At 32.7% G+C, this 15,636-nt stretch carries 14 protein-coding genes; 8 read left to right on the top strand and 6 right to left on the bottom strand.

Annotated features, from left to right (window positions below; genetic code table 11):
* Positions 1-24 precede the first annotated feature (24 nt).
* Complete coding sequence (locus tag AC3VI6_RS11190) at positions 25-2,460, top strand: TonB-dependent receptor (RefSeq protein WP_497706237.1); 2,436 nt, start codon at positions 25-27, stop codon at positions 2,458-2,460.
* 156 nt (positions 2,461-2,616) lie between these two features.
* On the opposite strand, the gene AC3VI6_RS11185 is transcribed toward AC3VI6_RS11190, so the two are convergent.
* Entirely contained in the window at positions 2,617-2,793 is a 177-nt protein-coding gene (locus tag AC3VI6_RS11185; protein ID WP_028891109.1) for a hypothetical protein, read from the bottom strand.
* 146 nt (positions 2,794-2,939) lie between these two features.
* On the opposite strand from AC3VI6_RS11185, the gene fumC reads away from it, so the two are divergent.
* From fumC to AC3VI6_RS11170, 3 genes are all read left to right on the top strand, one after another.
* Positions 2,940-4,340, top strand: coding sequence for a class II fumarate hydratase (gene fumC, locus AC3VI6_RS11180; RefSeq protein WP_497706236.1), 1,401 nt, complete (start codon positions 2,940-2,942; stop codon positions 4,338-4,340).
* 154 nt (positions 4,341-4,494) lie between these two features.
* Entirely contained in the window at positions 4,495-4,968 is a 474-nt protein-coding gene (locus AC3VI6_RS11175; protein ID WP_497706235.1) for a nucleoside deaminase, read from the top strand.
* Positions 4,969-5,375: 407 nt separating this feature from the next.
* Positions 5,376-7,577: a DNA cytosine methyltransferase gene (locus tag AC3VI6_RS11170; protein ID WP_497706234.1), complete on the top strand. Its 2,202-nt coding sequence runs from the start codon at positions 5,376-5,378 to the stop codon at positions 7,575-7,577.
* Here AC3VI6_RS11170 and AC3VI6_RS11165 read toward each other — a convergent pair.
* Positions 7,574-7,849: a hypothetical protein gene (locus AC3VI6_RS11165; protein ID WP_497706233.1), complete on the bottom strand. Its 276-nt coding sequence runs from the start codon at positions 7,847-7,849 to the stop codon at positions 7,574-7,576. The two genes, AC3VI6_RS11170 and AC3VI6_RS11165, sit on opposite strands and share 4 nt — an antisense overlap.
* Before the next feature lie 3 nt (positions 7,850-7,852).
* Between AC3VI6_RS11165 and AC3VI6_RS11160 the strand changes: the two genes are divergently transcribed.
* Both AC3VI6_RS11160 and AC3VI6_RS11155 read left to right on the top strand, forming a co-directional pair.
* The gene (locus AC3VI6_RS11160; protein ID WP_497706232.1) at positions 7,853-8,659 is read left to right on the top strand and encodes a restriction endonuclease; all 807 of its coding nucleotides are present in this window, start codon (positions 7,853-7,855) and stop codon (positions 8,657-8,659) included.
* A gap of 152 nt (positions 8,660-8,811) precedes the next feature.
* A complete protein-coding gene (locus AC3VI6_RS11155) occupies positions 8,812-9,351 on the top strand; it encodes an MvaI/BcnI family restriction endonuclease (protein ID WP_497706590.1) in 540 nt (179 codons plus the stop codon).
* 306 nt (positions 9,352-9,657) lie between these two features.
* Here AC3VI6_RS11155 and AC3VI6_RS11150 read toward each other — a convergent pair whose 3' ends face one another.
* Entirely contained in the window at positions 9,658-10,086 is a 429-nt protein-coding gene (locus AC3VI6_RS11150; RefSeq protein WP_497706231.1) for a DUF3995 domain-containing protein, read from the bottom strand.
* Positions 10,087-10,135: 49 nt separating this feature from the next.
* Between AC3VI6_RS11150 and hutI the strand changes: the two genes are divergently transcribed.
* Positions 10,136-11,368, top strand: coding sequence for an imidazolonepropionase (gene hutI, locus AC3VI6_RS11145; RefSeq protein WP_497706230.1), 1,233 nt, complete (start codon positions 10,136-10,138; stop codon positions 11,366-11,368).
* Positions 11,369-11,372: 4 nt separating this feature from the next.
* Entirely contained in the window at positions 11,373-12,383 is a 1,011-nt protein-coding gene (locus AC3VI6_RS11140) for a formimidoylglutamase (RefSeq protein WP_497706229.1), read from the top strand.
* Positions 12,384-12,507: 124 nt separating this feature from the next.
* On the opposite strand, the gene AC3VI6_RS11135 is transcribed toward AC3VI6_RS11140, so the two are convergent.
* From AC3VI6_RS11135 to mnmA, 3 genes are all read right to left on the bottom strand, one after another.
* The gene (locus AC3VI6_RS11135) at positions 12,508-13,446 is read right to left on the bottom strand and encodes an NAD(P)H-dependent flavin oxidoreductase (protein WP_497706228.1); all 939 of its coding nucleotides are present in this window, start codon (positions 13,444-13,446) and stop codon (positions 12,508-12,510) included.
* Positions 13,447-13,529: 83 nt separating this feature from the next.
* Positions 13,530-14,339 carry a toxin-antitoxin system YwqK family antitoxin gene (locus tag AC3VI6_RS11130; protein ID WP_497706227.1) on the bottom strand — a complete coding sequence of 270 codons (810 nt, stop codon included), beginning with the start codon at positions 14,337-14,339 and terminating at the stop codon, positions 13,530-13,532.
* A 19-nt stretch (positions 14,340-14,358) separates the two neighbouring features.
* A complete protein-coding gene (mnmA, locus tag AC3VI6_RS11125; RefSeq protein WP_497706226.1) occupies positions 14,359-15,546 on the bottom strand; it encodes a tRNA 2-thiouridine(34) synthase MnmA in 1,188 nt (395 codons plus the stop codon).
* Positions 15,547-15,636: the final 90 nt, after the last annotated feature.

The following is a 15,636-nucleotide window of genomic DNA, read 5'->3' as shown; positions in this document are numbered from 1 at the left end:
AAACATGTTTTATAAATCAACGTAATGAAGAAATTTACCTTACTTATTATTTTACTAATTAGTTTTACAACTTTTGCCCAACGTGGTTCAAAAATTACTTTAACAGGAAAAGTTGTTGAAACCAACTCAAAACAACCATTAGAATACGCAACATTAGTACTTACAAACACCAGCACTCAACAAGTTGTTGGAGGAGTAACTGATGCTAAAGGAAACTTTTCTATAGATGCTTCATCGGGTACTTATGATGTAAAAGTTGAATTTATTGGTTTTAAATCTAAGAACTTAGGAAACCACACACTAACCGAAAATAAAAACTTAGGTGTAATTTCTCTTTCAGAAGACACTGAAACTTTAGACGAAATTGAAATTATTGCAGAAAAGTCGACCGTAGAAATACGATTAGACAAAAAGATTTACAATGTTGGTAAAGATATGACTGTTAAAGGAGGAAACGCTTCTGATGTGCTAGATAACGTACCTTCTGTAAACGTAGATGCTGAGGGAGCTGTAAGCTTACGTGGCAACGAAAACGTTCGTATTTTAATTGATGGTAAACCTTCTGCCTTAGTAGGATTAACAGGTACAGACGCCTTAAGAAACCTCCCTGCTGATGCTATTGAAAAGGTAGAAGTAATCACCTCTCCTTCTGCTCGATATGATGCTGAGGGTACTGCAGGTATTTTAAATATTATTCTTAGAAAAGGAAAAATTACAGGATTTAACGGATCTGTAAACTTCTCAGTAGGAGATCCTGACTTATATCAAGTAAGTAGTAACTTAAACTACCGTACAAAAAAAATTAATATCTTTTCTAACCTAGGGTATTCATACAGAAAAGGTTCAGGAAATTCTTTTAGTGACTTCACTTATTTATCTGATGGTGTAATCGATAGTTTAAGTACAGAAAAAAGAGTTTTTGATAGAAAAAATAAAAACTTTAACGGTTCTTTTGGACTAGAATACTACTTAAATGATAAAAGCTCTATTACAGGTACTGTTTTCTATAGAAATAATGATGGAGAAGATATCGCAACCAACAACACCCGTACTTTTGCTCCAGATGAATCTCTTATCAGGAGTTCTGAAAGAATTGAGTTTGAAACAGAAGATGATGTCGATACCCAATATTCATTAAACTATACGAACAATATAGACGACAAAGGTCAAAAATTAATCATCGACTTACAGTATAGCGAAAACGAAGAAGATGAATATGCTAACATTACAAACAATTCTGTTTTAACTGAAAGAAATAATCAAATCACTAAATCTAAGAACAGATTATTACAAATAGATTATGTATTACCTTTTGGTGAAAAAAGCCAGTTAGAATTAGGACATAAAGCTGATTTACAAGACCTAACTTCTGATTTTAAAGTACGTGATGCAAATGGGCAACCTTTTGAGTTTGATCCTTCAAATGCTATTGATTTTAAACAATATATTTATGCCTACTATGCTCAATATGGTAGCAAAATAGATAAATTCTCTTACCTTTTAGGGTTACGTGCTGAATACACAGATATAGATTTAAAAGTTTTAAATACTGGAGACTTTTCTGACAAAAACTACACTGAATGGTTTCCAACCGTTAATTTAGGATATGAATTTAACGAAACTGATAATTTAACTTTAGGGTATGCACGTAGATTACAAAGACCACGCCACTGGTTTTTAAATCCTTTTGAAACCAGAAGTTCTAGCACTAATGTTTTTAAAGGAAACCCTGATTTAAATCCTGCTTACACTAGTTCTTTTGATTTAGGATATACTACACGAGTTAGTAAAATTACTTTAAACTCATCTTTATATTATCAATTTTCAACAGATTTAATTAGACCTGTATCAAGAGTAGAAACTAGAGATAACGGAAACGTGTTTGTTCGTCAATTCTTAAACTTAAATGATGAAAATCGTTACGGTTTCGAATTAACAACTAACTATAATCCTGTTAAATGGGCACGTTTATCAGCAACCTTTAACTATTTTAAGTTTAATACTGATGCTTTCGATTACTCTTTTTCTTATATAGATGCTGATACTGGTAATACAGTAACAGAAACAAAAACATTACCCGAAGTTAATAGTAGTAGTTGGTTTGCTCGTTTTAATTCTAGAATTACCTTACCTGCAAAAATCGATTGGCAAACACGATTAATGTATCGTGGTCCTCAAGATGATGCACAAGGAAGTACAGAAGGTATTTTTGTAACAAACTTAGCTTTTAGCAAAGACATTTTTAAAGAAAAGGCTTCTGTAGTATTAAATGTTAGCGACTTGTTTAACGAACGTAAAAGAAAAGGCTACACCAATACTGAAGATGTAAGATCATACCAAGAATTTCAGTGGAGAGAACGCCAAATATCTTTAAGCTTCACGTATCGTTTCAACCAAAAGAAAAAACGTGAACGTCCTGAACGAAACGGAGATTTTGATGGTGGTGGTGAAGGGTTTTAATACTTCATTCAAATACAATAATAAAAAGAGAGCTGAACAATCAGCTCTCTTTTTTGTTTTAAAAACTTAGGTTGACAAACTTATTTCTAGTTAAATAAAGGCACAAAAAAACCACGCAAATAACGTGGTTTGAATATTTTTTATGATATCTAAAGATTACTTACCTTCTTCGGCAGCTCTTTTAGCTTCTCTTTTTAATTTCATGTTTTCCCAGATAGTTCCACCAATCCAGTAAGGAACTACAAATGTTAATAAGAAAATTAACAGCCAAAATCCAGCTGTAAAAATAAACATGAATAATACTAATCCTGAGAATTCTGAAAAATCTAACATTTGTTTCTTGTTAATAATTGTTATGCCACAAAATTATAACTATTTTTCTTTTCTTCCAATAAAATCTAATAAAAATAACTCGTAAAAACTATTAGAATTTGTAATTTTGGACATCATTAATTTTTAGCATTTTAAATCATTTCATAATGACAAAATATAGAATTGAGAAAGACACTATGGGACAGGTAGAAGTACCTGCTGATAAATATTGGGGAGCACAAACTGAGCGTTCTCGTAACAATTTTAAAATTGGTCCTGCTGCCTCTATGCCTTTAGAAGTAGTATACGGATTTGCATACTTAAAAAAAGCTGCTGCTTACACTAACGCTGAGTTAGGTGTGTTAGCTACTGAAAAACGTGATTTAATTGCACAAGTATGTGATGAAATTTTAGAAGGAAAGCATGATGATCAATTCCCTCTAGTAATTTGGCAAACAGGTTCTGGTACACAAAGTAACATGAACGTTAACGAAGTTATTGCAAACCGTGCTCATGAAATTGCTGGAAAAGTAATTGGTGAAGGTGAAAAAACTATCCAACCAAACGATGATGTAAACAAATCGCAATCGTCTAACGATACCTTCCCAACAGGTATGCACATTGCTGCTTACAAAAAAGTTGTAGAAGTAACCATTCCGGGTGTTGAGCAATTACGTGATACCTTACAAGCAAAAGCAGAAGCTTTTAAAGATGTTGTAAAAATTGGACGTACGCACTTAATGGATGCTACTCCCCTAACCTTAGGACAAGAGTTTTCTGGATATGTAGCGCAATTAAACTTCGGATTAAACGCTTTAAAAAACACCTTAGCGCATTTAGCGCAATTAGCTTTAGGAGGAACTGCGGTAGGAACTGGATTAAACACTCCTGCTGGTTACGATGTGTTAGTTGCTAAATATATTGCTGAGTTTACAGGATTACCATTTGTAACTGCTGAAAATAAATTTGAAGCTTTAGCAGCTCACGATGCTTTAGTTGAAACACACGGAGCGTTAAAACAATTAGCGGTTTCATTAAATAAAATAGCCAACGACATTCGTTTAATGGCATCTGGACCACGTTCTGGAATTGGTGAAATCATCATTCCTGCTAACGAACCAGGATCTTCTATCATGCCAGGAAAAGTAAACCCTACACAAGCAGAAGCTATGACTATGGTTTGTGCACAAGTTATGGGTAACGACGTTGCTGTAACCGTTGGTGGTACACAAGGTCACTACGAATTAAACGTATTCAAACCTATGATGGCTGCTAACGTATTACAATCAGCTCAATTAATTGGAGATGCTTGTGTGTCGTTTGATGTAAACTGTGCTGCTGGTATTGAACCAAACCAAACAAGAATTACTGAGTTATTAAACAACTCATTAATGTTAGTTACGGCATTAAATACTAAAATTGGATATTACAAAGCTGCTGAAATTGCAAATACAGCACACGCAAACGGAACTACTTTAAAAGAAGAAGCAGTACGTTTAGGATATGTAACTCCAGAACAATATGACGAATGGGTTAAACCAGAAGACATGATTGGAAGTTTAAAGTAAAAACGTATTTTTGTTATAAAACCATAAAAGCCACTTAATTGTGGCTTTTTTTAGCTAATAAAATCTGTTAGTAATTTGATAAAAATTTGTCAATTCGAGTGAATTTTACTCATTTTTATGAGTAAAATTAGTATCGAGAATAAAATTAAGAAATATGAATACACACGAAGAATATATGAGTGAAGCAGTAAAAGCTGCTTTAAAAGGAATGCAGAACAACGAAGGAGGGCCTTTTGGTTGTATTGTTGTTAAAGATGGAAAAATCATCGGAAGAGGAAACAATAAGGTTACTTCTACCAACGACCCAACTGCACACGCAGAAGTAACAGCCATTCGTGATGCTTGTAAAAATATAGGTTCTTTTCAATTAGATGGATGTATTGTATATACCTCTTGCGAACCTTGTCCTATGTGTTTAGGCGCTATTTATTGGGCACGTCCTGATAAAGTTTTTTACGGAAGTAACCAGCAAGATGCTGCTAATATTGGTTTTGATGATGAATTTTTATACAAAGAAATTCCGTTATCATACGAAAAAAGAAGCATTCCGTTTGAGCAAATTGGACGTAATATAGCCTTAGAACCTTTTCAGAAATGGTCTGAGAAAGAAGATAAAATAGAATATTAAAAAGTAAATTCCCTTTGTATTTTTACAAGGGGATTTTTTTAAACTACTATTTTTAGTAAAGTAGTAAACACTTTTATTCATTTATATCACTCACTTTAAACTTAGGATTTCTCCTCAATAAAAATCACCTTCTTTCTTCTATTTATTTTTTTATATTTGAAAGAATAAAAATTGCTAAACTTCATTATATCCCATGTTATTGTCGGGATAAAACAAACAAAGTTTGACATATAACACGTTACCTACAAGCTGAATCTAGCCGCACAGTCAAGCATATTTCATTTTGCTCGTGCCTCACAAAATAAAAAGAGCTTGTCTTTTCCCACCAACATTTTAATGATAATAATAGGAATTTCCAAAAATGTCCGTAAATTTGTCCGTGTACGTAAAAACGTCCGTTAAAAATTATGGCAACAATAAATTTCTATTTAGATAAACCCGACAAAAAAGGACTTTCACCTATCCATTTGAGAATTAACTGCAATGGAAATCAAGTGAAGTTAGCGACTGGCCAAAAAATAAAATCAAAGAATTTCAATAAAACCAAACAGCGAGCAACGGGAACTAGCTACGAAACTCGTGAAATAAATCACTACTTAAACTTTCTAAACGAAAGAGCAGACGAAATTTTGCATCATTCAAATAAAAAAGTATTTGATAAAAATGAAGTAAAAACTCTTTTAAACGAGCATATAGAAAACTACAAAGAAAACAACAATGTCAATTTGGTCAAAGAGCAAATATCTCTGTATGGAAAACCAATTACATTCGTAGATTTATTTGCAGGTGCAGGAGGTTTTAGTGAAGGCTTTTTACAAGCAGAATATAATGACAAGTTTTTCGATTTTATTGTAGCAAATGACATTAATGAAAATTGCGAATTAACTCACGTAGTTAGATATAACCATCAATTAGGTTTAGATGCTAAATTTTTAACACAAGATATCACCGAACCTGATTTTTTAGATAATTTACTGGAAAAAATTGAGGGAAAAACTATTGATGTTGTTTGTGGAGGTCCACCTTGTCAAAGTTTCAGTTTAGCAGGAAAGCGTAAAAAATTTGACAAAAAAGACGACCTGTTTTCACACTATTTAGAAGTTATAAAAGTATTACAACCAAAATACTTTGTAATGGAAAACGTAAAGGGTATTCTAACAAAAGAAGGAGGTAAAATAAAAGAATTGATTATTAATGAAATCAATTCAATCATTGATATTAATGAAATCCCTCTTTTAATAACATTTATCAAGAAAAACAAAACAGAATCGAATTCGTTTATATACGATTGCTTAATTAAAAAAGTAGAACTTGAAAAGTTGCTCGAAAAAGACAAAGATTCTGGAAGAGAGGAATACATCAACTTTATTGATAACCGTTTTAGAAAAATAACGCCAAAAATTGCAGATTACAAAACGAGTAAAACTGACGTAAACATCAATACAATTCGACACGGTTTTAAACTATTGTCAAGAACTAAACAATGGGATAAATTAAAACGTGACATCATCAGAGAAAAAGACTATTGCAACATTGATAGCGATGATTTTACAGATGCGTTTACAGATTTCCTAACCGAAATTAGTCCTGAAAAAATTATTTCAAGAATTGAAACATCCTTTAAATCATTAAAAATTCCAGCAACTTTCAAAAAAGATTGCAACGATATAATTACTGCATTAAAAATTTATGCAACCTCTTTTGATGAATCCATCAACATATTGAAATCGAGTTGCAATACCTCTCAAAAAAAAGAATTGAATTCTATTTTAGAAAAAATTCGACTGTACAAAATAGAAAAGCCATTTGTTGCCAATGCTTCAAATTACGGTGTTCCTCAAAACAGAGAGCGAGTTCTTTTTATCGGTTGCCGTAAAGACCAAAAATTCATTTCAGAAATTCCTTCAACAGTTTCAGAAAATGAAAAAGTAACCATTTTTGAAGCACTTTATGATTTAGATTTTATAGGAAATAACCAAGAAGCACACCGCTATGAATTGGTAGATATTTCAAAACAATATAACGGAACAGCAAAAAAAATGGCGAGCCTTCTTAAGAAAAGAAGTATTGATGGCAAACCGATTTCAAAAGGAGGAAAATCGTATTCTGAATGGTCAAAAAATGGTCGATTAATTGAACGTTTTCAACCAAAAACCAAACCGTTTTACGTGAAAAATTCGGAAGCACTTGAAGCAGGAGAAAAATACTTTGACTTACTGAACAATCATAAAACTAGCAATCAAAGTGAAACTGTAATTAAGCGTTTGGATGTTATTCTGAAGAATGGCAGTTATAAAGATGCACAATTAGAATTGGACAAATGCGGTTTAACTTCCAAAAAACGAAACTACAATGTTTTAAAACCAGATGAGCAAAGTCCAACAGTTATGACAATTCCTGATGATTACATTCATTATAACAGACCAAGAGCGTTAACTGTTAGGGAAATGGCTCGTTTACAGTCATTTGATGACTCTTTTGTTTTTCAAGGCACTAATAAAATTGGAAGGTTAAAAGGAGAAAGACTATCTATAAATGAAATAGTTGTTAATGCGACACCACCACTTTTAGCAAGAGCTGTAGCCAGAAAAATTCTTAAAAACATTTAATCTTTAAAAAGAGCTTTGGCGTTTATTGCATCCATAAGATTAGTTTTTATTTCTATTTCAGAAGTAGAAAATTCTTGATAAGATTCGTCTATTTCGTTTATTAATGAAAATTCGTCTAAATTAGGATGGTATAAGATTCTTTTACTGCTTTTTGCTAAACCTTTTGCCAAGAGAATATAAAAATCTTCAAAATCACCGTTTTTATTATATGCAAGACTTTTAAGATGTTCTAAATTTTTTACCAACATTTTTGTTAAAATTGTATCTTGCAAAATATGAAAACATTTCCAAAAAGAGAATATTTTTTTAATTATACGATACAGGCTTTAACTGAATTAGGTGGCTCTGGGTCAAATGATGAGATAAATAATAAAGTAATAGATATTCTTCAATTACCTGAAGAATTATTGAATAAAATGCACAAGAATACTAACCAAACGGAGTTTGAGTATCAAATGGCTTGGGTTAGAACAATGTTGAAAAACCAAGGATTAATTGAAAATTCTAAAAGAGGTGTATGGGCAATAAAACCTAATCAAGAGATTACACTTCCTAAATTTAAAATTAACTTTGATAAAAGTGAGGCTAAAAAGGTTGATGAAGAAATAACAGATGATGAAAAATGGAAAGAAAAATTACTTAATGTAATTTCTGATAATATGTCCCCAAACGCTTTTGAACGTTTAGTTCAGAGAATTTTGAGGGAAAAAGGGTTTTCTCAAGTTGAGGTAACTGGCAGAACTGGAGATGGTGGAATTGATGGAGTTGGAATTGCAAAAATTAATGGAATTTTAAGCTTTCATATAATTTTTCAATGTAAAAGGTATAAAGGAAAAGTTGGCGCCAAAGATATGCGAGATTTTCGTGGTGCTATGGTTGGTAGAACAGATAAAGGTTTATTTATAACTACTGGTATGTTCACAAGAGATGCTATTGCCGAAGCATCAAGAGATGGTGCACCAGTAATAGACTTAATTGACGGAGATTTATTGGTTGAAAAACTAAAAGAACTTGGACTTGGGGTTTCCATTGAATATAGAGAAGAGGTTACAATTGATGAAGACTGGTTTAAAAACTTCTAACCTTTTTTGCGTTAGGGATAGAAGTGGAAAGCCCACAGCGAGGTACGAGCGAGGACTTGTAGCGGATAGCCCGACCTTTAGGTAACGCCCAAATATCCTTCAATGGTAGATGCTGACACGTCTGTTGGTCTAACGCTTGAAACTGCTTAGGAATAGATATTAATTCTTCTAAACAGATAGATTATAAAGGTATTGAACTAAAGTCTTTCAGAAACAGTAGAACAAACAGAAAAAATTTGTTCGCTCAAGTTCCTGACTGGAAATTAAGTAAGTTCAAAAGTTCAGCAGAAATTTTAGATGCTTTTGGCTACGAACGTGAAGATGACTTTAAACTGTATTGTACAGTTTCGGCAATTACAAGAAACTCACAAGGGTTAAATATGAGAATTGATAGCGATATAAAGCAATTGATTGAAAACTCTGATAAACCTGAAATCGGAGATTTTGTGGTTTGGACTCTGGACAAGCTACATAATAGACTTAAATCAAAACACAAAGAAACTTTTTGGGTTGAAGCAGAAAGTATTAAAATAGATAATCGAGAACATTTTCAGTACAAATTGGTTGAACACACGAAAAAACCAATTACATCTCAATTTGATTTATTAATTGAACAAGGAATTATAACACTTGACCATTTAATAAAACGAAATTCAAAAGGAAAAGTGGTTGAAAAACGAACCTTTATTTAAAATTAAACCTAAAGGAATTGAATTATTATTTCCACCAAGTGAAACATACAGTTTGATTTAAATCCTACGCAAAGTTCAAGCACATTGCAATCCTCGTTCCTGCGGTTGCAAAGAGCTTTCACGCCAACGCTAACTGAATGAAAAGAAAAAAAGGCAGAAGGCAACAAAGAACTGAGGTAAAAAACAAGTAAATTTTATACTTTTTTAAACCAAAGTACTTTTATAATTTGCATCATAAGGCAAACCACTTTTTATTATTGCAAAAGCTTGTTTTACTAACTTATTACAAGTCGTTAGCAAACTAAATTATCCCAAAAATGCTATCAACAACCCAACCACGCCTAAAAATAAACACAGTGGAGAAAAATACTTAGTATCGTTTATAGCAAACTCTGTAGTTGTAACTTTCTTAAAAAAACCGACATAGCTAAAATCACCTATAGCTCTAATAAGAAAAATACTAGCCACTACATAAAGTCCATAATCTTGTAACCATGTGGGCATTGAACCTAACGTAAATAGTTGTATTTTATCTGCATACACAACAGCAAAACCACTGATAATCATAGCTACCAAAAACGTTAATATTTTAGGCGGGTTCATTGCTTTTTCATTTGCTGTTTTGGTTGGTATTACAGCATTTACCCATAAAGTTCCACCAAAAGCCCAATAAACGTGAATTAACGAGATAAAAAAGAGAATTAAAACACAAATCACTCCTAAAAAATGTACCATAAATTGTAGTTTTTACCGTAAGTTTGTATAACAAATTTAAGTATTTAACATGACAACTTTATTCATAAACATCAAAGAATTAATCCAAATCAGAGAAACAGATACCAAAAAAGTATCAGGAGTTGCGATGAACATTTTACCTACCATAAAAAACGCTTTTTTATTGGTTAAAAACGATGTTATTATCGATTATGGTAGCATGAAAAAAGCCCCTACTTCTGCTGATAAAACGGTGGATTGTACAGGTAAAATGATGTTACCTACTTGGTGCGATTCGCATACTCACATTGTATATGCAGGCAATCGTGAACAAGAGTTTGTGGATAGAATTAACGGTTTGAGTTATGAAGAAATTGCCAATCGTGGTGGTGGTATTGTAAATTCTGCCAAGAAATTACAAGAAACTTCAGAAGAAGAACTATACCAACAATCGGCAAAACGATTAGAGGAAGTGATTGCTTTAGGCACGGGAGCGGTTGAAATAAAATCAGGATATGGTTTAACTGTTGATGCTGAGTTAAAAATGTTACGTGTTATTAAAAAACTACGCGAAAACTACAATATTCCTATCAAAGCTACTTTTTTAGGAGCACATGCCTTCCCTACTGAATATAAAAACAACAAAGAAGGATACATCAATTTAATTATTGATGAAATGCTACCTAAAGTTGCTGAGGAAAATCTAGCGGATTTTGTAGATGCTTTCTGTGAAACGGGTTATTTCTCGGTAGAAGATACTGATAGAATTTTAACCGCTGCGCAACAATACGGATTAACGCCAAAGGTACATGTAAATCAGTTTACTACCATTGGTGGAGTTCAGGTAAGTATAAAACACAATGCGCTGTCTGTTGATCATTTAGAAATAATGAATCCTGAAGATATTGAAGCATTGAAAGGAACGCAAACCATGCCTGTTGCCTTACCATCGTGTTCGTACTTTTTAAGTATTCCATACACACCTGCTCGTGATATTATCAAAGCAGGATTACCGTTAGCACTAGCTACCGATTACAACCCAGGATCTACCCCATCAGGAAATATGAATTTTGTGGTAGCAACAGCGTGTATTAAAATGAAAATGACCCCAGAAGAAGCGATTAATGCAGCAACCATTAACGGAGCCTATGCAATGAACTTATCTGATGAAGTTGGAAGTATTACCAAAGGAAAAAAAGCAAATTTAATTCTTACCAAAGAAATTCCTTCGTATGGATTTTTACCATATTCCTTCGGAAGTAACTTAATTGATTCAGTGTTCATCAACGGAAAAGAGATTTAAGCTTATGCTAACAATATTTAACGAAAAAGACATACAGCAATTTGTAGCTCCTCGTGAAGGAGAAACAAAATTAGGAGAATGCGTTGACCTTATCAATCCTAAAAAAGAATTGCAATCAGCACTTGAAAATTCTGATGCTTCCTTTGTAATTTTAGGTGTTCCTGAAGATATTGGTGTTCGTATGAATGGTGGAAATGGTGGCGCACACACTGCTTTTATTCCAACTTTAAAGTCTTTTTTAAACACCCAACAAAATCAATTTATCGATGGAAATGATATTCTTGTTTTAGGATATTTAGACTGTTTAGATGATGTATATGATTTTGATGTTTCTGATAGAGAAAAGGGTGATTTATTAGTAAAAGCTATTGATAAAGAACTTTCAAGCCTTATCAAAACAATTGTTGAAAGTGGTAAAACTCCCATTATTATTGGTGGCGGACATAACAATGCTTACGGAAATATTAAGGGACTTTCACAAGCCAAAGAAAAACCTGTTAATGTAATTAACTTAGATGCACATACCGATTTACGTCGTTTAGAAGAACGTCATAGCGGTAACGGATTTTCGTACGCCTTACAAGAAGGTTTTATCAACCATTACTTTATGTTTGGATTGCATGAAAACTATACACCTCAGTATATTTTTGAGATGATTCATGACAGTTTAAACCTAGAATACAACACTTTTGAGGAACTAGAAGTCTATCAATCTACTTCTTTTGATGGAGAGTTACAACGCGCTAAAAACTTTATTCAAGAGCAACCTTTTGGTATTGAAATAGACTTAGATTGTATTCAACATTTCCCAAGTAGTGCCATGACTCCAAGTGGATTTACACCACAACAAGCACGTAGGTTTACACATTATTTTGGAAAGTTACAAAATGCCTCATATCTACATGTTTGTGAAGGTGCTCCCGCAGTAGTTAAAGATGAAATTGCTAACGGACAAGTAGGAAAATATATCAGCTATCTAATTTCTGATTTTATAAAGGCGAAAAGTAATTCATAAAAAATTGTCATTTGGAACGAAGAGAGAAATCTTAAGAAAATGAGTTACTTCATTTAAAAAGGTTCCTCCTCATACCTCGTTCGGAATGACGTTTTTCAGTATTTTTTTGGCAATCGTCCTGCGATTAAAACAATTGCTCTTTTTTTACTTGCTCATATTCAGCAATTATAGCTTCCAACACTTCTTTCGCTGGTTTAATTTCGTGAATCAATCCTGCTACTTGACCAATTTCTAACTCTCCATCATCTAAATTTCCTTCAAACATTCCTCGTTTAGCACGAGCACGTCCTAACAACTCTTTTAAATCTTCTATCGTTGGATTTTGTTGATATAATTCTTGCACTTCTTGATAGAATTTATTTTTCACCAAACGAACAGGCGCTAATTCTTTCAATGTTAAATGCGTGTCACCATCTTTTACATCTACAATTGTTTTCTTGAAGTTTTCATGTGCTGACGATTCTACAGTTGCAGCAAAACGACTTCCTATTTGTACTCCATCAGCACCAAGTACCATCGCCGCTAACATGCCTCTACCCGATCCAATTCCCCCTGCAGCAATTACTGGAATTTTCACTTGTTCTTTTACCATCGGAATTAACGTAAACGTAGTGGTTTCTTCACGTCCGTTATGACCTCCTGCTTCAAAACCTTCACAAACTACGGCGTCAACTCCAGCAGCTTCCGCTTTTAAAGCAAATTTCACAGAACTTACTACATGCACTACAGTAATTCCTTTTTCCTTTAAAAAAGATGTCCAAGTTTTCGGATTTCCAGCAGAAGTAAATACAATCTTCACTCCTTCTTCAACAATGATATCCATGATTTTTTCAATATCAGGATATAACATTGGTACGTTTACTCCGAAAGGTTTATCGGTTGCTTTTTTACATTTTTGAATATGTTCTCGTAATACATCAGGATACATAGAACCTGCTCCAATTAATCCTAATCCGCCTGCATTTGACACTGCTGAAGCTAGTCTCCATCCTGAAACCCAAATCATTCCACCTTGAACGATTGGATACTGTATATTAAATAGTTTAGTAATTTTATTTTGCATCTCGTAAATGTACAATCATTAGCTAGGAAGCACAAAAAAACCTCGAGAAAATCGAGGTCTTATTTTATTTATTATTAAGCTATCTAATCAATAACTCTTGTTTTTATATTAAGAGCAATACTGTAAACATATGGTATTTTTCTATTCATTTCTTCAGCAGGCTCCCATCCTTTAATCGATTCAAAAAAGTTACTTATCTCTTCTCCTAATTTATCTGGAATCGTATTTGCTACCCATACATCTCGAATGCTACCATCAACATCAATAATAAAATTTATATCAATTTTAGTATTAATAGCATAGCTTAGGTTATCCATTAAGTAATTTATTTTTGAACTAAACTCTTCTTCTCCTTTTTTAAAAACAGGCTTTCTAAATTTTGTATAAACATCATCTTTAAGCTCTTCTCCTTTTTCATTAAACAAGATATATTTTTCTATATCTCCATTTGCATCATGATAAAATTTTGCTGCTAAATTACCATTGTAGTGATAATACTTCCATAAACCTGAAGGAACTCCGTTTTTATGAAACCCTGTGTAATTTTTATTTCCATTATCAAATAATGTAAGTATTTTTCCTTCTAATTCACCCCCTACATTATAAAAAGATCTTTTTGATAGTTTTCCATTTCGGTGAAACTCTAGAGATTTTCCTACATATTTCTTTCCTACATTATTTTTTGAGAACCTTTTCTTAAAAATTTTACCATCTCTATAATAGAGTGCAAACTCCCAAAGAGAATCTTTTTTTACAATGGTCTCAATATATTTAGCATCATTTTTATTAGTCGTTATTTTTAATTCTCTATCTAAATAACTTGTAATAGAATCTTTTTGAGAGTATCCATTAGCACAAATGAATACTACAATCAATAGCAATATTTTTTTCATAATTTATATTTTTCTTTTTCTACGAAATGACTCCCGAGCCTAACAATTCTTCATTTTTATACCAAGCCACAAATTGTCCTTCTTGAATCGCTGATTGAGCATTTTCGAACTCAACATACAATCCGTTTTCTACTTTATGTAGCGTTGCTCTTTCTAAAGGTTGACGATAACGAATACGTGCCTCTACTTCCATCGTTTCACCAGTTTGCAATGCTAAATCTTCTCGTACCCAGTGCAATTCTTCATTAGAAACAAACAAGATATTACGATACAAACCTTGGTGATCCTTTCCTTCTCCTGTATAAATGATATTGGTATCAACATCTGTTTCGATAACAAATAGTGGTTCTTTAGTACCACCAACCGCTAAGCCTTTACGTTGCCCTTTGGTAAAATAATGCGCTCCTTGATGCTTACCTACTACTTTTCCGTCTTCTTTATTGTAAGAAAACTTTGTAGAAAAATAAGCTAACTCAGCTTCTTTATTTTCAAATTGAGGAGTTGTACGATTGTATTGTTCAAAATCTGTTGGAATTTGAATTATTTCTCCTTCTTTAGGTTGTAATTTTTGCTGTAAGAAATCAGGAAGTCTTACTTTACCTATAAAACATAATCCTTGGCTATCTTTTTTATCGGCAGTAATTAAATCGGCTTCTTTTGCTATTTCACGAACTTCTGGTTTTGTCAACTCTCCAATAGGAAACAACGCTTTTGACAATTGTTCTTGTGATAACTGACATAGAAAGTACGACTGGTCTTTATTGGTATCTTTTCCTGCTAATAATTTATATACAGGCTTTCCATCAATAAGTTCTTCTGCTTTTCTACAATAATGCCCTGTTGCTACATAATCAGCTCCTAAGCTTAGTGCAATATTCATAAACACGTCAAACTTAATTTCGCGATTACATAATACATCAGGGTTTGGAGTACGTCCTTTTTCGTATTCGTTAAACATATAATCAACGATACGTTCTTTGTATTGCTCACTTAAATCAACCGTTTGAAAAGGAATTCCTAATTTTTCTGCAACAATCATTGCGTCGTTACTATCTTCTAACCACGGACATTCATCGGAAATAGTTACTGAATCATCATGCCAGTTTTTCATAAACAGCCCAATAACTTCATATCCTTGTTCTTTTAGTAAATAAGCTGTTACACTACTATCTACACCTCCTGAAAGTCCTACTACTACTCTTTTCATTTTGTACTTTTGAAGCTGCAAATTTACGAAATAATAAATGTTTTTATTATGGAAATATTTGATGGCATCATTATAAAAATTGATGGACTC

Source organism: Tenacibaculum sp. TB-56 (assembly GCF_059716275.2).
This window is presented reverse-complemented; position numbering and strand designations above follow the sequence as displayed.

Bases quoted from the DNA above. Each gene is read 5' to 3' on its own strand.
- AC3VI6_RS11190 (WP_497706237.1), top strand. From the start codon at position 25: ATGAAGAAATTTACCTTACTTATTATTTTACTAATTAGTTTTACAACT.
- AC3VI6_RS11185 (WP_028891109.1), bottom strand. From the start codon at position 2,793: ATGTTAGATTTTTCAGAATTCTCAGGATTAGTATTATTCATGTTTATT.
- fumC (WP_497706236.1), top strand. From the start codon at position 2,940: ATGACAAAATATAGAATTGAGAAAGACACTATGGGACAGGTAGAAGTA.
- AC3VI6_RS11175 (WP_497706235.1), top strand. From the start codon at position 4,495: ATGAATACACACGAAGAATATATGAGTGAAGCAGTAAAAGCTGCTTTA.
- AC3VI6_RS11170 (WP_497706234.1), top strand. From the start codon at position 5,376: ATGGCAACAATAAATTTCTATTTAGATAAACCCGACAAAAAAGGACTT.
- AC3VI6_RS11160 (WP_497706232.1), top strand. From the start codon at position 7,853: ATGAAAACATTTCCAAAAAGAGAATATTTTTTTAATTATACGATACAG.
- AC3VI6_RS11150 (WP_497706231.1), bottom strand. From the start codon at position 10,086: ATGGTACATTTTTTAGGAGTGATTTGTGTTTTAATTCTCTTTTTTATC.
- hutI (WP_497706230.1), top strand. From the start codon at position 10,136: ATGACAACTTTATTCATAAACATCAAAGAATTAATCCAAATCAGAGAA.
- AC3VI6_RS11140 (WP_497706229.1), top strand. From the start codon at position 11,373: ATGCTAACAATATTTAACGAAAAAGACATACAGCAATTTGTAGCTCCT.
- AC3VI6_RS11135 (WP_497706228.1), bottom strand. From the start codon at position 13,446: ATGCAAAATAAAATTACTAAACTATTTAATATACAGTATCCAATCGTT.
- AC3VI6_RS11130 (WP_497706227.1), bottom strand. From the start codon at position 14,339: ATGAAAAAAATATTGCTATTGATTGTAGTATTCATTTGTGCTAATGGA.
- mnmA (WP_497706226.1), bottom strand. From the start codon at position 15,546: ATGAAAAGAGTAGTAGTAGGACTTTCAGGAGGTGTAGATAGTAGTGTA.